Raw genomic sequence first — 23,018 nt, forward strand, 5'->3', positions numbered from 1 at the left:
ATGTGCAGATTTTAGATGTGCAGATCTCCGGAAGCCTTCCAATTTAGTTTGGAAGGCTTTTTTGTTTGTCGGGATTCCTTGTTAAATTAGCTTATTAAGTAAGCCTGTCATGAAAAAATCAATTAACCTACTTTTAACTGCCGAAGAAAAAGCTACCCTCAGGGCCCAAAAAACAAAAATAGCCGATCTTATAAGTTTCGCCCCTGATGAAATCGCCATGATATTAAATGCGGATGCCGAACGGGCAAGAGAGATCAATGCGCTTATTGAATTTCAGAGTATTCCGTCGTTAGGGATCAACTTTGCTACTGAGTTGATACAGCAGGGCTATTACTCGTTAAAACAATTGGAAGGCAAGGATCCGGTAGAATTGTTTAACGCCTTTGAACGTTACGTTGGCGCATGGGCCGATCCTTGTGTGGAAGATTCATATCGCTTACTGGCCCATTATATAAAATATGGTGATACCGGCAAGAGCTGGTGGGATTTCACTGCCGAACGTAAAGCTTACCGGGCACAATATGGTTTTCCGGCAAACAGACCTGCCAAAGCCTGGCACGAATTGCCGCAATATCATGAGGGAAAAGAGTTGGCCGGGAGTAAGTAGGTATATTGGAATAAGCGGAAAAAAAGTGCAGGATTGTGCGATTCCCTCCCTTGGGAGGGTGTAGGGAGGGGTTTTATCGATATGCTTATTCGTTTGAAATAGCGTATAACCCCTCCCTGCCACTGCTCATTCCAACACACCCCTCCCAAGGGAGGGAATTAAAAACATCAAGCCCACAAAAAAACCGCGAATGAAATCTCATTCGCGGTTTTGGTATAAAAACTCAGGCGGATATATCCTGGATTAGTTTAAGTATGATTGCAAAAGGTTTGATTTTGAATTGTGACGTAAACGCATCAAAGCCTTGTCTTTTAACTGGCGAACACGCTCACGGGTTAAATCAAATTTTTCACCTATTTCCTCTAATGAGTGAGGAGCATGACCACCAAGGCCAAAGAATAACATCAGTACTTCACGGTCACGTTCGGCAAGGATGCCTAACGAGCGTTTAATTTCCTGCGATAAAGAATCGGCCATTACTTCGGTATCGGTTGCAGCATCAGAGCTGGCCAATACGTCAAGTAAGGTGTTTTCTTCACCCTGGATGAAAGGCGCGTCCATTGAAATCTGGCGACCCGCATTATTCATCGAATCGGCAATTTTATCAACCGAAATTTCCAGGTTGTCTGCAAGTTCTTCGGGTGTTGGCTGTCTTTCAAATTCCTGCTCCAGTTTTGAAGCTGCTTTGTGGATTTTGCTCAATGAACCAATCTGGTTCAATGGTAAACGCACAATACGCGATTGCTCGGCAATGGCCGACAGGATTGACTGACGGATCCACCATACGGCATATGAAATAAATTTAAAGCCTTTGGTTTCGTCAAAGCGTTTTGCCGCTTTAATTAAACCAAGGTTTCCTTCGTTTATTAAGTCGCCCAGGGTAAGGCCCTGGTTTTGGTACTGCTTAGCAACCGATACCACAAAGCGAAGGTTTGTTTTTGTCAAACGTTCTAACGCTACCTGGTCGCCCTCACGGATCTTTTGCGCCAGGATCACTTCCTCCTCAGCTGTGATCAAATCTACCTTGCCAATATCGTGCAGGTATTTTTCGAGCGATGCCGATTCGCGGTTAGTGATTGATTGGGATATTTTAAGTTGTCTCATTTTTTAATACAGATTATTAAGCTAAAAACGGTTCAATAAGATACATGTGCCGGGTTAAACAACCGGAGGTAAAAACAGACTACATTAAACTTTGCTTCCTTCTTTATTTGTGAACCCGGGATAGTATTTATTTAAAACGAGGGTTTGCTACTGATATTATTGCTGTAAGGAGCGAGCGGTTTAAAAGTTTTTAAAATAATGTGCTAACCAATTAAATGTTTAATCAACATATTACCCTATAATGAACAGCACAAAGGTAAGCATTTATTTGCTATTATAGTGTCATTTAAACACCATGAAAATAAGGTTAATGTGAAGTTTTTTTGAAGTTAAACTAATCTTGTACAGGTTCGGGTGTTTGCTGGCTGTCGTCTGTCTTTTGTTCATCGTCAGTTGTCTTGGTTTTTTTATGGTTCTTATTCCATTTTATCTTTATTTTGCCGTCGTCACCGTCGGTAGCAAGTATGTGTAATACGATGCCGCGCATCCGCTTTTTATTGCGCTTGTTATCATCGGCTATTTTACTGTCGTTTTTGGGGTTGCGCAATGGCACATCCAGTGCAATATTAGTTCCCTGCGATAAGGAATAAACTCCTTCCACATCCATATTTAACACGCTCGAATTAATTTGCATCGGGGCAATTTTGATCTTATCGCCATTGATATCAAACCGGGCTTTCAAATCGCCAAAGGTAATATTATCCAGATCGCGGAATGGGAAGGCAAACTTGCCCACACTTTTTATCGGCGAAAAATTAACCAATGCGCCATCTTTAAGGTTAACCACCGCGGTGCCCCTGATTGATTTAGGTACCAGGTTACCTGCATTATTGATGCCTCCTTTGATATCGACCTTTGCCGAAAGAAAACCCCGCAGGTTATCACTGGTAAAATCCTTCAACCCGAAGTTGTTAAACGATGCAAAAAATGTATTAGTATTCACGTTGCTGATGGTAGTACTAACGGCAAAATTATTCATGGGCCCCTGCAATATCAGCCCGCTCATTTTTAATGAACCGCCGGCGCTTTTCAGGCTTACATTGCGCACTTTCATCGAATTATCGGCAAGCAATATATCGGCCGTGGCATCGGTTGCCAAAAACTTTTTATAGTACACCTTTGCCACGCGGAGGTGAAGTTCGGCCTGGCCCTTATCAAAGGCGGTGTTTAACCGGTGGGTCATCTTCGCGTTCGCGGCACGGCTCATGGCCTTACTGCTACTGCCGCGGCTGCTTTGCCCTCCGCGATTATTCAGGAAGCCCAAAAATTCACCTAAGCGGATCTGCGGGCTGGTGATTTGCCATACTATCAGGATCTTTTCGGGCGCAGTGTAATACAGGTTTAAAAAGTTACTTACTTTACCCTGCATATAAACCACGCTGCTCCCGTTTTGCATGCGGATATTGTTAATGTACAGGTCTTTATCGGTAAATTTTAAAGCAATCGAGTTGTTTTTGAATACCAGGTTGCGGGGCAGGTAAGTTACATCGGCGTTTTTTATATCTACATTGCCGGTAACATAGGGTTTGGTGAATTTGAAATTCACGATATCGGCCTTATAAGCCAGTTTCAGATCGGCCATTCCCCTGGTAAATTTAAGGCTTTCATCACCAATGATAGGATTGAGCTTGCTAACCGGGAAACGCGACCTGAAAATCCCCGTGGCGACCGGTGTATTCAGGTTGTTGATAAACGCGGTATCAATAGTAAAGGGGATATTTTTATAGCTGCCGTTAAAATGGTAAAGCTTTATTACTGAATTTTCATCGCCCAGGCCCCTGCCGTTAATATAGTTATTGCTGAACGTTCCGTTAAAGCTGCAATTTTCGATTATGCCTCCCTGGGTTTTCAACACGTTATTCTTTGCTTTGGCGGTAACATAAATAGATGGGTCGCCGCTAACGCCTAAAGCCCCTTTCAGGTCGCAGGTAACATCAATAGGCTTTTCCAGGTCGAACATTTTGAGGCTTTTGGTGATGTTGGCCGCAAGCAGGTTAGCTGCGCTGGTCCATAAAATATTGTTAACTTTTAAATTGATAATAAACGGCGTTTCGGGTTTCTTAAGTTCAAACCTGGCAGCGACATTGAAGGCGTCATCACCTATATTTAAGTTATTAGGCGCTACGTTAATAATCTGCAAGTCATAAGCATAGCTGATATCAAAATGACCTTTGAGCAGCCTGTTTTTCATGAAACTTCCCTTTTGGGTATTAAAAGAAAAACTGTTTACCATGGTGTTCAGGTCAATGCCGGCATTCCATCCTTTAGCAGGATAATCCAGGCGGCCCCGGATATCATTAACAGCAAATTTGAAAAGCTTATAAGCGTGGCGGTCATCAACCACAAAATTTACTTTGTTTAACGAAAACCTTTTGATTTGGGTTGATGAACTGGTTTGTTTTTCCGTCGGGTCTTTTTCAACTTTAGGTTTTGTTTTAAATATAGATGCATTACTGTAGCCGGTGCTATCGGTAAACAGATCGATATCGGCATTGTTGATATCGATTTTATTGATCACCACTTCACCCTTTAAAAGAGCAGAAGCGTTTACTGATACTTCAAGATCTTTGGCGGTAAGTAGCGTATGATGATGTTGTGCCCAGCGGTTATCTTTCAGTACTACATCTTTCAGCTCGACTGATACCCCTGGGAAACCTTTAAATAATGTTGGATCGATAGTGCCGATAGTTAGTGTGCCGTTCAGGTTTTTATTAAGCTCGGAGGTGATCATAGCAAGCACCTTCTGTTTATTATTATTAACATAAACAGTAAGGGCAATAAACAAAATTATAATTAAACCAACGAGCGCTCCGGCGATCTTTAAGGTTAACTTTAACCATCCTGGCATTTCAACTAATTTATTGTTAAAGCGTTATGGTTATATAATTGTTTGTATTGTAACATATAATTAACACAAGGTGTAGGAATAGGTAATAAATCTGCAATAAGATACAATATTTTAAATCTATAATCGGCTATATCAGTATCATGGAAACAACTAATAAAATAAGGGCTATTATAACAGGAGCCACCGGTATGGTAGGCGAGGGCGTATTGCATCAATGCTTGTTGAGCGATAAGGTTGAAGCTGTATTGGTTATTAACCGTAAGCCCTGCGGTGTAACACACCCTAAACTAAAGGAAATTATCCATACTGATTTTTTTAACCTCACACCTATTCAGGATCAGTTAGAAGGTTACAATGCCTGCTTTTTTTGTTTAGGCGTTTCATCGGTAGGGATGAACGAAGAAGCTTATTATAAAATAACTTACCTGCTCACTATGCACGTGGCCGAAATTTTGAGCCGCATAAATCCGGATATGACTTTTTGCTATGTATCCGGTGCCGGTACAGACAGTACCGAAAAAAGCCGCAGTATGTGGGCCCGGATAAAAGGCAAAACCGAAAATGATCTGATGAAGCTGCCCTTCAAACAGGTATTCAACTTCAGGCCGGGATTTATGAAAAGCTTTAAGGGGGCAAAAAACACCCTGCCATTTTATAAATACATCAGTTGGATGTACCCCATAGGCCGCCTTATTTACCCTAAAGGTTTTATTACACTTGAGGAAGTTGGAAAAGCCATGATCAATTCCGCGAACCGCGGCACCGGTCGCTGGATATTAGATGGAAAGGATATTGTTGCTATGGCGAATAACCAATAGTGGGTAATGACATATGGAGAAAGCCATCGTGTAAACCCGATATATCGTGAATGTTGAGTAACTGGATTTTAATTAATATATTGATTAATAGTATTTTGTGTTTTTGGAGCACGCTTTGAAATGGTACTGTCAACAGTATTATTTATGAAACTTAAACTCCAGCAAAAAATGAACACAAAATTCATGAAAGGCCGCTTAAAAGCACATTTAATTGCGGCGACTATTTTATCAGGTAGTTTGTTTGCCTTTACTTTTAAGGCCGCTGCCCAGGCACAGCCTGTTAAAAACATTGTATTAGTGCACGGGGCCTTTGCCGATGGCTCGGGCTTTAAGGCCGTGTACAATATCCTTACAAAAAAAGGTTATAATGTTACCGTGGTGCAAAATCCGCTCACTTCTTTAAAGGACGACGTTGACGCCGCCAACCGGATCCTGGATAAACAGGATGGCCCGACGGTATTGGTAGGCCACTCTTATGGTGGTACGGTAATTACCGAAGCCGGGAATAATTCAAAAGTAGTAGCGTTAGTTTATATAGCCGCTTTTATGCCCGATAAGGGGGAAAATACGATAAAATGGGTACAGTCGGCACCTCCTGCGCCCGAGAACGGTATTTTACCGCCCGATGATAAAGGTTTTGTTTACTATGATAAAGCCAAATTTCATGGTGGTTTTGCCGGCGACCTGAGTAAAGCCGAAGCCGACTTTATGTTTGCATCGCAGGGGCCGACTTCGGTTCAATGTTTTGTTACGCCTGTTACCGAAGCAGCATGGAAAACCAAGCCAAGCTATGCTATAGTGGCCACCGAAGATAAAAGCATTGTTCCCGATGTTGAGCGCACGATGTACAAACGTGCCGGTGCAAAAGTAACAGAGGTAAAAGGCAGCCATGTGATCTTCGTTTCGCAGCCAGAGGCCGTTGCTAAAGTGATTATCGACGCGGCAAATGGCGTTAAATAATCAGATAGTTTTTGTTACAGTTTTAAGCGGAATTGGTCGTGATTGACTGTTCCGCTTTTTTATTGGTTTGCCGAAAAAGTGCTGTCACAGGGTAAAGATGTGCTTTGATCTTCACGGTCCGACGCATCCATTTTTAGTAGCGGCAATTCTATATACTTTATAAGTAAATTAAACGTTTTACCATCTCAAAACAGCCAATCCGGTGCGCAGAGCTTATTTTATATTGTTAAAACAACACTAATTATTGCTTGTCTGAATATACGTGCCAGCAATTTTTTCAACAGGCACTTGAACTATGTAATGACTTTTTTACAGGCCAAAAGGTTCATTTAAGTAAATAATGCATTTTATCTGAATAAAATTTTAAATAAAATTTTTCTTTGTCAAAAATTAAGTGTTATTTCGACAATAATTATAAATCTTTATATGAGCAATAACCAATTAGTGATCGGGGTTGATTACGGGTCTGACTCCGTGCGCTCCGTGATAGTGAACGCGGCCAACGGAGAAGAAATAGCATCATCGGTATTTAATTACCCCCGCTGGCGCGACGGCAAGTATTGCGTACCTGCCGAAAACCAGTTCCGCCAGCATCCGCAGGATTATATCGACGGACTTAAAGCCACCATTAAAGATTGTATTGCACAGGCCGGCGGTGAAGCCATTGCAAAAAATATAAAAGGCATTTCTGTTGATACCACAGGCTCGACCCCCGTTGCGGTTGATGCTACAGGAATACCGCTTGCCTTAACTCCAGGTTTTGAAACCAACCCCAACGCCATGTTTGTGTTGTGGAAAGATCATACTTCGGTTAAAGAAGCAGCACAGATCAATGAGCATGCTGCAAAATTTGATACCAATTATTTGAAATATGTTGGCGGTATCTACTCGTCTGAGTGGTTTTGGGCTAAACTGCTGCATGTACTAAGGGTTGATAAAAGTGTACGTGATGCTGCTGCCTCATGGGTTGAGCATTGCGACTGGATTCCCTTCCTGCTAACCGGCGGTACCAATGTTAAGGATATTAAACGCGGCCGTTGCTCTGCCGGGCACAAAGCATTGTGGGCCGAGGAATTTAATGGCCTGCCCCCCGAAGAATTTTTTGTTTCCCTTGATCCGATACTGGCTGGTTTCAGGGATAAATTATATGAAGATACATACACGGCCGATGAAGCAGCCGGAAACCTCAGCGCGGAGTGGGCGGAGATATTGGGACTCTCAACCGATGTGATTGTAGGTACCGGCGCTTTTGACGCGCACATGGGCGCTGTTGGCGGCCAGATTGAGCCTTATCACCTGAGCAAGGTAATGGGCACATCAACCTGCGATATCCTGGTTGCCCCAACATCAGAGATGGAAGGCAAACTGGTACGCGGTATCTGTGGACAGGTGAATGGCTCGGTTATTCCGGGGATGGCTGGTTTAGAGGCTGGTCAATCGGCTTTTGGCGATACTTATGCCTGGTTTAAAAATATCCTGGCCTGGCCGTTGAATAACCTGCTTTCACAATCGCAGGTAATCGACGCGGCCACTGCCGAAGCTTTGAAGGAAGAAATTTCAGAAATGATCATCCCTGAGCTAAGCAGGCAGGCAGCTTTATTACCAATTGAAGAAAGCAATGAGCTGGCTATCGACTGGTTTAACGGCCGACGTACACCGGATGCTAACCAGGAATTGAAGGGCGCTATAACCGGTTTAGGTTTGGGCAGCGATGCACCACGGGTATTCCGTGCGCTTGCCGAGGCCACCTGCTTTGGTGCCAAGAGCATTGTTGATCGCTTTATCAGCGAGGGCATCCCGGTTAAAGGGATCATCGGTATCGGCGGTGTGGCAAAAAAATCACCTTTCGTGATGCAAATGATGGCCGATGTTTTGGGCATGCCTATCCGCATCCATCAGTTTAAACATACCTGCGCTTTGGGCGCTGCGATGTTTGCAGCGGTGGTTGCCGGTATCTACCCAACTATAGAAGAAGCTATGACAGCCATGGGCCGCGGTTTTGACGTAGTTTATGAGCCAAACATCGCGCTGAAAGAGGTTTATCAGCAACGGTATAACCAATACAGCATACTGGGCAAGTTTGTAGCTGCCGAAGTTGCTTTGAAAAATAATCCTGAACTGCAAAATGCTTGATAAAAACATGAGTAAATATGATCATATAAGGCTTAGTGCCTATAATGCCAATATGCAGCTGCCCAAATTGGGCCTGGTGCTGTTCACTTTTGGTAACGTAAGTGCTGCCGACAGGGAATTAGGTGTGTTTGCGATAAAACCAAGCGGTGTACCTTACGAGGATCTGTCGCCGGAGAAAATGGTAATCGTTGACTTTGATGGTAACACTGTTGAAGGTGACCTTCGCCCGTCAAGCGATACCAAAACACACGCCGTACTTTATAAACACTGGGAAGGCATTAACGGTATTGTGCATACGCACTCTACCTACGGCACTGCCTGGGCACAGTCGCAACGTGATATCCCGATTTTTGGTACTACCCATGCAGATCATTTAACGGTTGACATTCCCTGCGCTCCACCCATGAATGATGAAATGATCAAGGGTAACTACGAGTACCAAACCGGTTTCCAGATCATGGAGTGCTTTGAAGAAAAAGGCCTGGATTATAAAGAGGTTGAAATGGTGTTGGTGGGTAACCATGCGCCGTTTACCTGGGGCAAAACTGCCGAAAAAGCGGTGTATAACAGCGCCGTACTGGAAGCCGTAGCCCAGATGGCCTACCTTACCGAGCAAATTGACAGAAGCGCCCCCCGCTTAAAAGATGCGCTGATCAAGAAACATTACGAGCGCAAACACGGACCTGATTCATATTACGGACAATAAGCATGAGAAAGATAAAAACGTTTTTAGCTCCCCTCTTGAGAGGGGGCGCGATGGATAAGAGCGGGAGCAGGGGGGTGTTATGCGCCCGGAATAACAAAAGCGATGAACACACCCCTACACCCCTATCAAGAGGGGAATCGCACTACCCCCGCTTTTTCTCTTTTTTCCTACTGCTTTGTTTTTTTGCCTGCACCCGTTTATCGGCGCAGGTAGCAGCTACACCGCCAATGGGCTGGAACAGTTATAACTGTTTTGGTTCGGCAGTACATGAAGATGAAGTAAAGGCCAATGCCGATTATATGGCAGAGCATTTGAAGCAATATGGCTGGGAGTATGTGGTGGTGGATTTTTTATGGTCGTACGATAACCCTCCGGGCAGCAATATCGGCAACCCATTCCAATTGCGTTTGCAGGATGGTTCATACGTGCCATGGTTAACTATGGATAAATGGGGCCGCCTTACACCGCAGCCTACTAAATTCCCTTCGGCTTTTGGTGGTAATGGCTTTAAACCGCTGGGTGATTATATCCACAGCAAAGGTTTGAAATTTGGCATCCACGTAATGCGCGGAATCCCAAGACAGGCTGTTTGGTCAAAATCTCCGGTGAAAGGTACCAATGGCATTACTGCCGATATGGTAGCCGATACCAACTCAAAATGCCCATGGATGAACCACATGTATGGCTTGGACATGAAAAAGCCCGGTGCACAGGAATACCTGAATTCGCTGCTGGAGCTTTATGCTTCATGGGGAGTTGACTTTATTAAGGTAGATGACCTTTCGCGCCCGTACAGCAACGCCGAGGTTGAAGGTTATCAAAAAGCTATTCAGCAATGCGGCCGGCAGGTTGTATTAAGCTTATCGCCCGGCGAGACCCCGGTTGCGCAAGCGGCTCATGCTGCCAAATATGCCAATATGTGGCGCATGGCTGATGACTTTTGGGATAACTGGAAAGAGATCCTTCATATGTTTGAATATGCTAAAAGCTGGGAAGGTGCAAGCGGCCCCGGTCACTGGCCCGATTGTGATATGATCCAGATTGGCAAGCTAAGCAAGCGTGGTCCGGTAGGGCAGGAGCGCTTCAGCCGCTTTACCGAAGATGAAGAAATTACACATATGACCTTCTGGAGCATTTTCCAATCGCCGCTGATGATAGGGGGAAACATGCCCGAAAACCGTGATTTTGAGTTGAAGCTTTTTACCAATGATGAGGTAATTGCGGTAAACCAAAAAGGTGCGCACCCTAAACAGCTATACAAAAAAGATGGTGCCATGGTGTGGTATTCGCAGATCCCCGGCAGTAAGGATATTTATGCCGCCTTTTTCAATATTGGCGATGATGACAAATCTGTATCTCTCAATTTCAAAGACCTGGGCCTGAAAGGCAAGGTAACCGTACGTGACCTATGGAAAAAACAGGATGTTGGCCAGTACAAAACAAGCTATCAGCAAAAAATAAACAAACACGGCGCAGCACTATTTAAGCTGTCACCCAAAAACTAATCAAGATTCAATAAATTAAAATTCAATAATTCACTAACTCAATAATTCACTAATTGACATATATGATTGATCTGAAAACATTTGAAGTATGGTTCATTACCGGGAGCCAGAATTTATACGGAGAAGAAACACTGAAAAAAGTTGCCGAGCACTCGCAGGAAATTGCTAAAGGTATTGACGGTGCTGCCAATATCCCTGTGCGTGTAGTGTACAAACCAGTTGTTAAATCAACCGAAGAAATCTACAACACCTTACAGCAGGCTAACGTTGCCGAAAACTGTATTGGTGTTATTGCCTGGATGCATACTTTTTCGCCAGCTAAAATGTGGATTCGTGGGTTAAGCATCCTTAAAAAACCGATGCTGCACCTGCATACCCAATATAACCGCGATATTCCATGGAGTTCAATTGACATGGATTTTATGAACCTTAACCAGAGCGCCCACGGCGACAGGGAATTCGGTTTCATGGTATCACGTATGCGCATTAACCGCAGAGTGGTTGTTGGTCACTGGCAGGATAGCGAAGTGTTGAAAGACATTGAAAGCTGGAGCCGTGCAGCAGCAGGCTGGTATGACTGGCAGGGCGCTAAGTTTGTTCGCTTTGGCGATAACATGCGTTTTGTTGCTGTTACCGATGGCGATAAAGTTGAGGCCGAATTGAAATTTGGTTTTGCTGTAAATACTTATGGCATTGGCGATCTGGTTGCTGTTGTTGACAGTATCAGCGATGCTGAGGTTAAAGCCCTTACCGATGAGTATGAAGCCACCTATACTATGGCCGATGACCTTAAGCAAGGCGGTGCAAGGTATCAGTCGGTTTATGACGCTGCCAAAATTGAACTTGGCTTACGTAAGTTTTTACAGGACGGCGGCTACAAAGGTTTCAGCGATACGTTTGAAGACCTGCATGGCATGATCCAGTTGCCGGGCATTGCTTCACAGCGCTTAATGGCCGATGGTTACGGTTTTGCCGGTGAAGGCGACTGGAAAACCGCTGCCCTGGTACGTGCATTCAAAGTAATGGGTGCTGGTTTACCAGGCGGTAACGCTTTCATGGAAGATTATACTTACCACTTTGATCCGAACAATGCCTTGGTTTTAGGCTCACACATGCTTGAAGTGGATAGCAGCTTAGCTAACGGCAAAGCAGCGTTAGAGGTACACGCATTGGGCATTGGCGGCAAAGCCGATCCTGCACGTTTGGTATTTAACGTGGCTGGCGGTGCTGCGTTGAACGCTTCTATCGTGGATATGGGTAACCGTTTCCGTTTAATTGTTAACGAGGTTGAAGCCATTGAGCCGGTTGAAGATCTGCCAAAATTACCAGTTGCAAGGGTGCTTTGGAAACCACTGCCCGATATGAAAACCGGTTGTGCAGCCTGGATCTATGCCGGCGGCGCACACCACACTGCGTACAGCCAAAACCTATCGGCCGAGTTGATCAATGATTTTGCTGATATGGCCGGTATCGAGTTTTTACGTATTGGTAAAGACACCAAACTTGATCAGCTGAGGAGCGAGATCAGGTGGAATGACGCGGCTTATAAATAGCCCCAGCCCCCTCTAAATCTCCCCCAAAAGGGGAGACTTGGAAAAAAATATAAGATGGTCGCCGCTCGGCTCCGGCCGAGTGGCAACTATTAAGCGGCCTCTGGCCGCCGGGATTGGAGTAGCAGGCCAGAGGCCTGGGGATAATAGCCACTCGGCTGGAGCCGAGCGGCGGCGGTTTTTTTAAAAGACTTACGAAGTTTTTAAAACTTCGTAAGTCTTAAGTTCTGCGATTGTCGCGTTAGGGATAGCAGCGGATACCGGCCACGTGGCTAAGGCCTCGTGCAGTATGAGCGGATAGCCCGGCCGCAGGTAACGCCATTGTGAATTTGAGATTTCGGATGTCCGATTTCGGAATTGTCTGAACTCGAATGCACAGAATTAAAGAATTTGTCGAATTAGCTTAGCATGCTGTTAATGCTTTAATTCCACAAGTTCCGGTTCAGAAAAAATGAGAAGAATATAAACTTAACCAATGCTTTAAAAAGCCCTCACCCTTTAGGGGAGGGTTGGGTGGGGCGCTAAACTAAATTTTAAACCAAATAATGAACAAATTTTCCACTATCGATTACGTGATCTTCGTAATCTATTTTATTGTAGTTACGAGCTACGGGTACTGGGTTTACAGCCGTAAAAAGATCAAAGGCGTATCTGATAGTCACGACTTTTTCCTGGCCGAGGGTTCACTTACCTGGTGGGCCATTGGTGCTTCGCTAATCGCGTCAAACATATCTGCCGAGCAATTTATAGGCACCAGTGGGCAGGGTTTTGCTGTGGGTTTGGCCGTTGCAGCTTACGAATGGGTTGCTGCCATAGCGCTTATTATTGTGGCTGTATGGTTTATACCAGTATACCTCAAAAATAAGATTTTCACCATGCCGCAATTTCTGCATACGCGGTATAATGAAACGGTAAGTTTTATCATGGCCATTTTCTGGCTGTTGTTGTATGTGCTGGTTAACCTAACCTCTATACTTTACCTGGGTGCTTTGGCCATCAATAACTTAATGGGGGGCGGATACCTGCACGAGATCATTATCGCGTTATCGATCTTTGCATTGTTCATTACCCTTGGCGGTATGAAGGTGATCGGCTTTACCGATGTTATACAAGTATTGGTATTGGTTGTTGGTGGCTTGGCTACCACTTATATAGCGCTTACTTTGGTGAGCGAACATTTTGGTTTGGGCAAAGACGCCATGGCGGGCCTAAATAAAATGATGAGCGATGCACCTGATCACTTTAAAATGATGATGGCTAAACCTAAGCCGGGCGCTCCGCAGGCAGAGATCAACAAATACCTTGCGCTGCCTGGTATTGCCATGTATTTTGCCGGTCAATGGATCGTGAACCTGAACTACTGGGGCTGTAACCAATACATTACGCAAAGGGCTTTGGGCGCTAACCTGAAAACTGCCCGTACAGGGATCCTTTTTGCAGGTTTAATGAAACTGGCTATGCCTGTTATAGTGGTATTACCGGGTATTGCTGCTTACGTATTGTACAAAAACGGCGGCTTGCAACAGGAAATGGCATCGGGTGGTCACTTCAATTCGGATAATGCTTACTCGGCTATATTGGGCTTTTTGCCAACCGGGTTAAAAGGTCTTTCGGTTGCAGCTTTAACTGCTGCTATCGTGGCTTCGCTGGCAGGTAAGGCTAATAGTATCAGTACCATTTTTACGCTCGATATTTACAAAAAACATATCAGTAAAGAAGCCAGCGAAAAGAACATGGTACTTATAGGCAGGCTTACCATTTTGGCAGCGTTAGTGTTTTCGATCATACTTACCTGGAAAGATCTTTTAGGCATAGGCGGCGAAGGCGGCTTTACCTTTATCCAGAAATATACCGGCTTTATCAGCCCGGGGATCTTCGCCATTTTCATTTTAGGTTTCTTTTGGAAACGTACCACCGGGGCCGCGGCTATTGCCGGTATTTTAACAGGCTTTGGCATGTCGGTGCTGTTCAATAACTATGCACCAAAATTGTTTGGTAACGAAACCCTGTTGTATACGGCTTTCCCTAACGGTAAGGGCGGTTATGAAATTCCGTTCCTGATTTGTATGGGGCTGTCATTCATGTTCACCATTATTGTGATGGTGGCTATCAGCCTTGCCGGACCGAAAGTTAATCCGAAGGCCTTTGAAATTCCGCGCAGTATGTTCAAGGTTGAGAAATCAACCATGGCATTAATTGTAGTTACATTGATCCTGCTTACCATGCTTTATGCTAAATTCTGGTAAGTACAATAATTTATAAAATGAAGTTTTTTATCGACACAGCCAACCTGGCACAAATTAAAGAAGCTCATGATCTGGGCGTATTAGACGGCGTTACCACCAACCCATCACTGATGGCTAAAGAAGGTATTACCGGTCATGAAAATATCATTAACCACTACAAAGCCATTTGCGAAATTACGGATGGCGATGTAAGTGCCGAAGTTATATCAACCACTTTTGACGAGATGGTTGCCGAAGGCGAAGCGCTCGCTGCTCTTCACGAGCGCATTGTGGTAAAGCTGCCCATGATAAAAGATGGCGTAAAAGCTTTAAAGTACTTTAAACAAAAAGGAATTAAAACCAATTGCACGCTGGTGTTTTCAGCGGGTCAGGCCCTGTTGGCGGCTAAGGCCGGTGCTACTTACGTATCGCCGTTTATCGGTCGTTTAGATGATATCTCAACAGATGGTTTACAACTGATTGAAGATATCAGGCTGATTTACGATAACTACGGTTATGAAACACAGATCCTGGCAGCTTCGGTACGTCATGCTATGCACATAGTTAACTGCGCTAAGCTGGGTGCAGATGTGATAACCGGTCCGCTGAGTGCTATTACCGCATTACTAAAACATCCGCTTACAGATAACGGGCTTGCGCAGTTCCTGGCCGACCATGCCAAGGCTGCAGGTGTTTAGTTGAAATATTTGATTTTTGAATAAGAAAGTCCCGCGCGAGGCGGGCTTTTTTAAATTAAATATTTTAAGTGTTTTTTTAACAATTATAAATTAATTTTTATACATTGGTCTCACTGATTCTCAAACCATTAGTTAAACCAATTTATTTGTTCCGGAAATTATAATAGTTAAACGGCAAATGCTTTAAAAAGCAAGCTAACAACCTCAAATTATGAAGAATAACAAGAATTTATTAATGATGTTAAGCTGTTCGGCAGCGCTTTTTGCGGCTTGTAACGGTAATCCAAAAGCAACTGATTCAACCGTGAAAGATTCAACCTCGGTAACTACCCAGTCAATACCCGATTCGGCAAATTTTGAGGCCGATGTACAGGGGCAAAAAGTAAAACTCTTTACCCTGAAAAATAACAGCGGTGCAACAGTGGCCGTTACCAATTATGGCGGCAGGCTGGTAAGCTTACTGGTACCCGATAAAGACGGCAAAGCTACCGATGTTATTTTAGGTTACGACTCGCTGAAAAGCTATCAAAAACCAAAGGAACCGTATTTCGGTGCCATCATAGGCCGTTATGGTAACCGTATTGCCAAAGGTAAATTCACGTTGGATGGCAAAGCTTACCAATTGGATATTAACGATGGTGTAAACACCCTGCATGGCGGCTTCAACGGCTTTTACGGAAAGGTATTTTCGGCTAAGCAGCTGAGCGCTTCGCAATTGGAATTTACTTATATTTCAAAAGACGGCGAAGGCGGTTATCCGGGCAATTTAACCGCAACCGTGGTTTATACTCTGGGCGATGATAACGCGCTTAAGATTGAATATAAAGCCACTACCGATAAAACTACCATCGTTAATTTAACTAACCACGCATATTTTAACCTGAATGGAGCGGGCAACCCAACTATTACCGATAACGTACTGCAAATAAATGCCGACGCATTTTTGCCGGTAGATACCACCTTGATCCCGACAGGCAAGCTGCAGCCGGTTAAAGGTAGCCCGTTTGATTTTACCACATCAAAAACCATTGGTAAAGACATTGGCACTGCCGATGAGCAATTGAAAAACGGTAAAGGTTATGACCATAACTTTGTATTGAACAAACATGACCTTAGCACCCCAATTGCTACCGTTAAAAGTACGGTTACCGGCATTACTATGGAGGTATTCACCGAAGAGCCAGGTTTGCAATTTTACTCAGGTAATTTTTTAACCGGCGAAACCAAAGATGGTAAAGGCGGTAAAGCTTATCCTTACCGTTCGGCGTTTTGTTTGGAAACCCAGCATTTTCCTGATGCGCCAAATCAACCGGCGTTTGCTTCAACCGTGTTAAAGCCTGGCCAAACCTACCATACGGTAACCATTTACAAATTCTCCAAATAAATAAGCGATGCTAAAAAGAGCTTTTTTAATGCTGTGTGCAGCCGGTACCTTTACCGGGGTGCGTGCGCAAACACAATATACCATAGCGGCTGATAAGGTGAAGGCACACATTCAGCCAACCATGTATGGGATATTTTTTGAGGATATTAACCTTGCTGCCGATGGCGGTGTTTATGCCGAACTGGTAAAAAACCGCTCGTTTGAGTTCAATATGCCTCTGATGGGATGGAAGGAACATACAAAGGATGGCGGTGACGGCCGTACAGAAGTGATAAACCGTGCTGTTGAACGGCCGGAGAATGCGCACTTTATAAAAAGTTATATTACAACCGATGCCGGTTTTTACGGTTTCTCGAACGAGGGCTTTCGCGGGATGGGGGTTAAGGAAGGCGAGGAATACAGCTTTTCGGTGATAGCCAAACAGGAAGGCGATACCGATGTAAAACTGAATATTGAGCTGCACGGCGATAATGATGCTATTATTGGTAAAGCCGAACTTACGCCAACTGATAAAGAATGGAACCGTTATAGCGTGAAATTTAAATCGGATGCTACAACGCAGAAAGCACGTTTGTATGTTTGGATGAGCGGCAAGGGCGTAATCGACCTCGATATGATTTCCCTGTTCCCAGAGCACACCTGGAAAAACCGCCCGGGTGGCCTGCGTGCCGACCTGGTACAGCGACTGGCTGATCTTAAGCCCGGCTTTTTACGCTTTCCCGGCGGATGCATTGTTGAAGGCCGCGAGTTGAGCAACCGCTATCAGTGGAAAAAAACTATCGGCGCGGTTGATAAACGCGAGAACATCATTAACCGCTGGAATACCGAGTTTAAACACCGTCCAACGCCTGATTATTATCAAACTTTCGGCCTGGGCTTTATGGAGTATTTCATGACTGCCGAAGATATTGGCGCTTCGCCTCTGCCTATCCTGAATTGCGGTATGGCCTGCGAATTCAACACCGGCGAGCTGGTGCCTTTGGATAAACTTGATCCTTACGTGCAGGACGCACTCGACCTGATTGAGTTTGCTAATGGCGATGCCAGCACCAAATGGGGTAAGCTGCGTACCGATCTCGGTCACCCGGCACCGTTTAATTTAAAAATGATCGGTGTAGGTAACGAGCAATGGGGCCCGCAATATATCGACCGTTGGAAAATTTTCACCAAGGCTATCAAAACTAAATACCCCGATATCAAAATCGTATCGGCTTTAGGCCCATCGCCCGATGGTAAGGAGTTTGACTTGTTAAATAAAACATTCCGCAGTTTAGGTGCTGATATTTTGGATGAGCATTACTATGCGCCTGCAAAATGGTTCAGGGATAATGCCCGCCGCTACGATAATTATGATCGTAAAGGTCCTAAGATCTTCGCCGGTGAGTATGCCGCGCAAAGCAAATCCACAGTAAATCCGGATAATAAAAACAATTGGGAGTGCGCATTATCAGAAGCAGCCTTCATGACCGGTTTAGAGCGTAATGCAGATGTGGTGAACATGGCTTCATATGCCCCGCTTTTCGCTCATGTGGAAGGCTGGCAGTGGACACCAAACCTCATCTGGTTTGATAACCTGAAAAGCTATGCTACACCAAATTATTATGTGCAGCAATTGTTTTCGTTAAATAAAGGCACCGATGTAGTGCCGCTTACCTTAAACAATGAAGCCGTAGCCGGGCAAAATGATAGCTACGCAACCGCCAGTTTAGATAAGAATACCAACGAACTGGTGATCAAGTTTGTGAACACCGGCACATCAGCGCAAAACGTGAACTTTAAAATTACAGGTTCGAAAGGTTATCAGAAACAAGCGACAGTTACAACACTGAAATCCGATAATAAGGATGCTGAAAACTCATTGACCGCACCAACGGCAGTTAGCCCTGTTGAAAACAAGATTGATATTTCGGGCAATACCCTGAAGCTGGCGGTTGAGCCATACTCGTTTAAAATAGTAAGGCTTAAAAATAAATAGCCTTGAAAAATATCCTATTGATCATAACCTTATTGTTCCCGGGCATTTTCTGCAATGCCCAGGAACTAAGGACTGATATATCGGTACATGACCCGGTAATGACCCGGCAGGATAGTACGTATTACATCTTTTGTACGGGCAACGGCATTGCCATGTGGTCGTCGTCAGATAGGATACACTGGAAGGCCGAGAAACCGGTATTTGCTGCACCTCCGCAATGGGCTCTTGACGCTATTCCTGGTTTTAAAGGCCATATCTGGGCCCCGGATATTTCGTTTTACAATGGATTGTACTACCTGTTTTACTCGGTATCGGCCTTTGGCAAAAACACTTCGGCCATAGGTGTAGCAACCAATACTACATTACATACCAATGATCCGGCATATAAATGGATTGATCATGGCAAAGTGATTCAATCAATCCCCGGCAAAACCAACTGGAATGCCATCGACCCCAATTTAATTACAGATAAAGATGGTACACCGTATCTGGTTTTCGGATCGTTTTGGGATGGTTTAAAATTAGTGAAGCTGAATAAAGAGAGGTTAAGCGTTGCGGAGGATCTTAACAATATCCCAACCATAGCCACCCGCCGAAAAGGATCAACGGAAAATCTTCCCGCTGTTGACGGGAACCCGGTTGACGCCGGCGGCAATGCCATTGAAGCGCCGTTTATTTTTAAACACGATCAATACTTTTACCTGTTTGCCTCGATAGATTATTGCTGCAAAGGGCCGAAGAGTACTTACAAAATGATTATCGGTCGTTCAAAAAACCTAAAAGGGCCATACCTGGATAAAGATGGTATTGCTATGGATAAAGGCGGAGGCAGTATCCTGCTGGCCGGCGATAAGGATTGGTACGGTGTTGGACATAACGGTGTAAGCACCTTTGACGGCGCGGATTACATTATTTTCCACGGCTATGATGCAGCTGATAGAGGGATTTCGAAGTTAAGGATTGAGAAACTGGATTGGGTTGGCGGATGGCCGGTTGTAGGGAAATGAGTTAATTAATCTGGAAAAAGGTAGGGCCGTGCGATTCCTCCCTTGGGAGGGTGTAGGGAGGGGTGTCGTCGAGATGCTCAGTTGTTGCAATGGTGTATAAACCCCTCCCTGCCAATACGCAATCCTAACGCGCCCCTCCCCAAGGGAGGGAACTGTCAATTACTATTGAGAGAGGGAATTTGAAAGGAGCATAGGCCTGTTGGCCTGTGAATTTAAATCGATTACAATATGAAAATATCACAATACCTGATTGCATTAGGCCTAACACTTGGCAGCCTGACATATGCCAATGCCACAACCCGCGATACCACTTTTCACTCTGATGGTAACCCCATCATCAGGCATAAATATACCGCCGACCCGGCGGCTATGGTTTATAAGGACAAGGTATACCTGTACACCGGACATGATGAAGCTGCTCCCGGTCATAACGGCTATACCATGCACGACTGGACCTGCTTCACTACAACCGATATGGTGACCTGGACAGAGCATCCCTCACCGATGAATGTTAAGGCTTTTCAATGGGCCAGGGACGATGCATGGGCTTCGCAGGTGATAGAACGGAATGGCAAGTTTTACTGGTATGTGGCTGTTGAACATGGTACTATCCGCGGTAAAGCTATCGGTGTTGCGGTGTCTGATAGTCCGCTGGGGCCGTTTAAGGATGCCCGTGGCAGCGCTTTGGTTACCAACGATATGACCAAAGCCGTAAAGCATTCATGGGATGATATTGACCCAACAGTTATTATTGACAAAGACGGACAAGCCTACCTGTTTTGGGGCAATGGCATTTGCTATTACGCTAAACTGAAAAGTAACATGACCGAGCTTGATGGTGAGATCAAAACCATCACCTTGCCGCACTATACCGAAGCACCATGGATCCATGAGCGTAATGGCTGGTATTATCTTTCATATGCTTATGAATTTCCTGAGAAAATAGCCTATGCTATGAGCAGGAATATCAACGGGCCATGGGAATATAAGGGGATCATTAATGAAATAGCAGGAAATTCCAATACCAATCACCAGGCTATTATTGAGTTTAAGGGCAAATGGTATTTTATATATCATAACGGAGCGTTAGTGCCTGACGCTGGCAGTTTCCACCGTTCCGTTTGCATCGATTATTTGTATTACAATAAAGATGGGAGCATTAAGCGGGTGATAATGACCAGCGAAGGGGTTAAGCCGGCCAAATAATTAGTCCCACTCAAGCCTTCCCGGGGTAGGGAGGGCTTTAAGGTTGTCCTGACATGATAGTCCAAAGGGCGAATTATTCCGGTTCATAAATACATAATTTAATGAAAAGTAATTTTACCAATTATTTTACTGATATTGCGTTGCTGAAGCAATATGGCCTGTAACCAGTTGGCTATGATTGCTTTGGTAAGGAACCAATTATAACAAAATATGATCATTAAAAATGTTTACTTATTACTTGCCGGACTTTTATTGGCCGGTTTTACTTCATGCAAAAAGAAAGAAGTTTTGCCGGGCAATTCCGGGAACGTTCCCGGTGATACAGTGGTGAACACCGGGAAGGCGTTGCCGGCGGGTGCAAAAGACGGGGTTACCTTTATCAACTCGGGTAAATCGGTAATTTTTAACCTGTATGCACCGGGCAAAAAATCCGTATCGGTAATAGGTGATTTTAACGGTTGGGATGTGAATGACACCAAAGCCCTGATGAACAACACTCCCGATGGAAAACGCTGGTGGCTGCAGATTGATAACATCGACCCCGCTACCGAATATGGTTACCAGTTTTATATTGATAAATCATTAAAAGTAGCCGATCCGTATACCGAAAAGGTGCTTGATCCGGATAATGATTCATACATTTCCGCAGATACTTATCCCAACCTGAAGAAATATCCAACCGGGAAAACTACCGGTAATGTAAGCGTTTTTCAGGCCAATCAGCCTGCGTACAGCTGGAAAAACACCAGTTTCACCCGCCCCGATAAAAAGAACCTGGTTATTTATGAATTATTGGTTCGTGATTTTATTGATGCACATAATTATCAAACCCTTACAGATACGCTGAAGTATCTCTCCAACCTGGGTGTTAACGCTATTGAACTGATGCCTTTTAATGAGTTTGAAGGTAATCTTTCATGGGGGTATAATCCGTCTTTTTATTTTGCGCCTGATAAATACTACGGTACCAAAAACGCCTTGAAAGCTTTTATTGATGAGTGCCACTCGCGGGGTATCGCGGTGATCCAGGATATGGTGCTTAATCATTCCTTTGGCCAATCGCCAATGGTACAGATGTATTTTAATACAACAGCAGGCAAACCTGCGGCCAACAACCCCTGGTATAATGTGGATCCAACGCATCCTTACAATGTAGGTTACCAGTTTAACCATGAAAGTGCCGACACTAAATATTTTGTAAAAAATGTGCTCAAATTCTGGATGACGGAGTATAAGATAGATGGTTTCCGCTTCGACCTTTCAAAAGGTTTTACCCAGGTTAACTATGGCACGTCTGATGCAGCCGTGAACGCATGGAGCCAGTACGACGCCAGTCGTGTAGCCATCTGGAAAGATTATAACAACTACATCAAAAGCGTCGATAATAATAATTTCTACGTAATACTGGAACATTTTGCGGCTAACCAGGAAGAAAAAGAACTGGCCGGCGAAGGCATGATGCTTTGGAACAACCTGAACTATAATGCCAATGAAGCTACTATGGGCTGGCTAACCAACTCCAATTTTCAGGGTTTGTTTTATGATCAGCATACGTTTACGCAGCCGTATAACCTGGTAGGTTACTTTGAAAGCCATGATGAAGAACGCCTGCAGTTTAAAAACGAAAGTTATGGCAATGCGGTTGGCAGCTATAACGTAAAAGATAAAAACACTGGATTAGCGCGCGAAGAAATGGCAGCCGCGTTCCTGTTCTCGGTTCCGGGGCCTAAGATGCTGTGGCAGTTTGGCGAGCTCGGCTACGATGTAAGTATTAACCAGGGGGGCCGTACAAGCAATAAACCCATCTACTGGAACTATAATACCGATCCTGATAGAAGGCATTTATATGGCGTTTATGCAAAGATGATTAAGGTGAAGGAAAAGAACGCTGTATTTGCCTCAACCAATTCTACTTATGACCTTGCCGGCCCTATTAAAACTATACAGTTAAAAGATGCCAGTGCGAATGTTGAAGTGGTTGGTAATTTTGATGTGGTGCAGCAAACCGGCAATATCAGCTTCCCGGCTACCGGAACGTGGTACGATAACATTCGCAAAACCAGTATTAATGTAACATCATTGCCATATTCCATGACGCTGCAACCCGGCGAATATCATGTTTACAGCAGTGTTCCTTTACAGCAATAACGAGGTTAAAATACTAAGTGTTAAGGCTTCCGGGAGTTGATAAATGCTGTTTTTAAGACGTAGTTTTCAACAGGGAATTACACTTCCGAAAACTTTAAACGTGTAATGGCCTTATTTTTAATTGATTGTTAATAATTAATGTTA

Annotated in this window: 16 protein-coding genes; 14 read left to right on the plus strand and 2 right to left on the minus strand. The window is 44.3% G+C overall.

Translation table 11 applies throughout. The features are described 5' to 3' along the window. Positions 1-109 precede the first annotated feature (109 nt). A complete protein-coding gene (locus MusilaSJ_RS20340; protein WP_274986663.1) occupies positions 110-607 on the plus strand; it encodes a helix-hairpin-helix domain-containing protein in 498 nt (165 codons plus the stop codon). 243 nt (positions 608-850) lie between these two features. Here MusilaSJ_RS20340 and MusilaSJ_RS20345 read toward each other — a convergent pair whose 3' ends face one another. After that, positions 851-1,711, minus strand: a complete 861-nt coding sequence (locus MusilaSJ_RS20345) for a sigma-70 family RNA polymerase sigma factor (protein WP_090528912.1) — start codon at positions 1,709-1,711, stop codon at positions 851-853. A gap of 334 nt (positions 1,712-2,045) precedes the next feature. Beyond that, positions 2,046-4,559: an AsmA family protein gene (locus MusilaSJ_RS20350; protein WP_274986664.1), complete on the minus strand. Its 2,514-nt coding sequence runs from the start codon at positions 4,557-4,559 to the stop codon at positions 2,046-2,048. Between the two features lie 140 nt (positions 4,560-4,699). Between MusilaSJ_RS20350 and MusilaSJ_RS20355 the strand changes: the two genes are divergently transcribed. The 13 genes from MusilaSJ_RS20355 to MusilaSJ_RS20415 all read left to right on the plus strand — a co-directional run bounded on the left by MusilaSJ_RS20355 (position 4,700) and on the right by MusilaSJ_RS20415 (position 22,874). After that, positions 4,700-5,377 carry an NAD-dependent epimerase/dehydratase family protein gene (locus MusilaSJ_RS20355; RefSeq protein ID WP_274986665.1) on the plus strand — a complete coding sequence of 226 codons (678 nt, stop codon included), beginning with the start codon at positions 4,700-4,702 and terminating at the stop codon, positions 5,375-5,377. A 144-nt stretch (positions 5,378-5,521) separates the two neighbouring features. Beyond that, the gene (locus tag MusilaSJ_RS20360; protein ID WP_274986666.1) at positions 5,522-6,337 is read left to right on the plus strand and encodes an alpha/beta hydrolase; all 816 of its coding nucleotides are present in this window, start codon (positions 5,522-5,524) and stop codon (positions 6,335-6,337) included. 426 nt (positions 6,338-6,763) lie between these two features. Beyond that, positions 6,764-8,470 carry a ribulokinase gene (locus MusilaSJ_RS20365; RefSeq protein ID WP_274986667.1) on the plus strand — a complete coding sequence of 569 codons (1,707 nt, stop codon included), beginning with the start codon at positions 6,764-6,766 and terminating at the stop codon, positions 8,468-8,470. 7 nt (positions 8,471-8,477) lie between these two features. Continuing rightward, complete coding sequence (locus MusilaSJ_RS20370) at positions 8,478-9,176, plus strand: L-ribulose-5-phosphate 4-epimerase (protein WP_091165722.1); 699 nt, start codon at positions 8,478-8,480, stop codon at positions 9,174-9,176. 2 nt (positions 9,177-9,178) lie between these two features. After that, a complete protein-coding gene (locus tag MusilaSJ_RS20375) occupies positions 9,179-10,681 on the plus strand; it encodes a glycoside hydrolase family 27 protein (protein ID WP_274986668.1) in 1,503 nt (500 codons plus the stop codon). Positions 10,682-10,743: 62 nt separating this feature from the next. After that, positions 10,744-12,234: an L-arabinose isomerase gene (gene araA / locus MusilaSJ_RS20380; RefSeq protein ID WP_274986669.1), complete on the plus strand. Its 1,491-nt coding sequence runs from the start codon at positions 10,744-10,746 to the stop codon at positions 12,232-12,234. 542 nt (positions 12,235-12,776) lie between these two features. Further along, the gene (locus MusilaSJ_RS20385; RefSeq protein WP_112652750.1) at positions 12,777-14,477 is read left to right on the plus strand and encodes a sodium:solute symporter family transporter; all 1,701 of its coding nucleotides are present in this window, start codon (positions 12,777-12,779) and stop codon (positions 14,475-14,477) included. A 17-nt stretch (positions 14,478-14,494) separates the two neighbouring features. Beyond that, complete coding sequence (gene fsa / locus MusilaSJ_RS20390) at positions 14,495-15,154, plus strand: fructose-6-phosphate aldolase (RefSeq protein WP_090528887.1); 660 nt, start codon at positions 14,495-14,497, stop codon at positions 15,152-15,154. A gap of 211 nt (positions 15,155-15,365) precedes the next feature. Further along, positions 15,366-16,538 (plus strand): aldose epimerase family protein, encoded by a 1,173-nt coding sequence (locus tag MusilaSJ_RS20395; RefSeq protein WP_274986670.1) that lies wholly within the window; start codon positions 15,366-15,368, stop codon positions 16,536-16,538. A 28-nt stretch (positions 16,539-16,566) separates the two neighbouring features. Further along, positions 16,567-18,513 (plus strand): alpha-L-arabinofuranosidase family protein, encoded by a 1,947-nt coding sequence (locus MusilaSJ_RS20400; RefSeq protein WP_274986671.1) that lies wholly within the window; start codon positions 16,567-16,569, stop codon positions 18,511-18,513. Positions 18,514-18,515: 2 nt separating this feature from the next. After that, positions 18,516-19,520 (plus strand): arabinan endo-1,5-alpha-L-arabinosidase, encoded by a 1,005-nt coding sequence (locus MusilaSJ_RS20405; RefSeq protein ID WP_274986672.1) that lies wholly within the window; start codon positions 18,516-18,518, stop codon positions 19,518-19,520. 228 nt (positions 19,521-19,748) lie between these two features. Further along, positions 19,749-20,726, plus strand: coding sequence for a glycoside hydrolase family 43 protein (locus MusilaSJ_RS20410; protein WP_274986673.1), 978 nt, complete (start codon positions 19,749-19,751; stop codon positions 20,724-20,726). Between the two features lie 210 nt (positions 20,727-20,936). Beyond that, positions 20,937-22,874, plus strand: coding sequence for an alpha-amylase family glycosyl hydrolase (locus tag MusilaSJ_RS20415; protein WP_274986674.1), 1,938 nt, complete (start codon positions 20,937-20,939; stop codon positions 22,872-22,874). Positions 22,875-23,018 lie beyond the last annotated feature (144 nt).

The sequence above is a fragment of the Mucilaginibacter sp. SJ genome (assembly GCF_028993635.1).
Taxonomy (GTDB): domain Bacteria; phylum Bacteroidota; class Bacteroidia; order Sphingobacteriales; family Sphingobacteriaceae; genus Mucilaginibacter.

What these genes read in the sequence shown, in the direction of transcription:
- MusilaSJ_RS20400 (WP_274986671.1), top strand. Translation starts at nt 16,567, where the DNA reads ATGCTGTGTGCAGCCGGTACCTTTACCGGGGTGCGTGCGCAAACACAA.
- MusilaSJ_RS20375 (WP_274986668.1), top strand. Translation starts at nt 9,179, where the DNA reads ATGAGAAAGATAAAAACGTTTTTAGCTCCCCTCTTGAGAGGGGGCGCG.
- fsa (WP_090528887.1), top strand. Translation starts at nt 14,495, where the DNA reads ATGAAGTTTTTTATCGACACAGCCAACCTGGCACAAATTAAAGAAGCT.
- MusilaSJ_RS20365 (WP_274986667.1), top strand. Translation starts at nt 6,764, where the DNA reads ATGAGCAATAACCAATTAGTGATCGGGGTTGATTACGGGTCTGACTCC.
- MusilaSJ_RS20385 (WP_112652750.1), top strand. Translation starts at nt 12,777, where the DNA reads ATGAACAAATTTTCCACTATCGATTACGTGATCTTCGTAATCTATTTT.
- MusilaSJ_RS20355 (WP_274986665.1), top strand. Translation starts at nt 4,700, where the DNA reads ATGGAAACAACTAATAAAATAAGGGCTATTATAACAGGAGCCACCGGT.
- araA (WP_274986669.1), top strand. Translation starts at nt 10,744, where the DNA reads ATGATTGATCTGAAAACATTTGAAGTATGGTTCATTACCGGGAGCCAG.
- MusilaSJ_RS20350 (WP_274986664.1), bottom strand. Translation starts at nt 4,559, where the DNA reads ATGCCAGGATGGTTAAAGTTAACCTTAAAGATCGCCGGAGCGCTCGTT.
- MusilaSJ_RS20360 (WP_274986666.1), top strand. Translation starts at nt 5,522, where the DNA reads ATGAAACTTAAACTCCAGCAAAAAATGAACACAAAATTCATGAAAGGC.
- MusilaSJ_RS20345 (WP_090528912.1), bottom strand. Translation starts at nt 1,711, where the DNA reads ATGAGACAACTTAAAATATCCCAATCAATCACTAACCGCGAATCGGCA.
- MusilaSJ_RS20410 (WP_274986673.1), top strand. Translation starts at nt 19,749, where the DNA reads ATGAAAATATCACAATACCTGATTGCATTAGGCCTAACACTTGGCAGC.
- MusilaSJ_RS20340 (WP_274986663.1), top strand. Translation starts at nt 110, where the DNA reads ATGAAAAAATCAATTAACCTACTTTTAACTGCCGAAGAAAAAGCTACC.
- MusilaSJ_RS20415 (WP_274986674.1), top strand. Translation starts at nt 20,937, where the DNA reads ATGATCATTAAAAATGTTTACTTATTACTTGCCGGACTTTTATTGGCC.
- MusilaSJ_RS20370 (WP_091165722.1), top strand. Translation starts at nt 8,478, where the DNA reads ATGAGTAAATATGATCATATAAGGCTTAGTGCCTATAATGCCAATATG.
- MusilaSJ_RS20395 (WP_274986670.1), top strand. Translation starts at nt 15,366, where the DNA reads ATGAAGAATAACAAGAATTTATTAATGATGTTAAGCTGTTCGGCAGCG.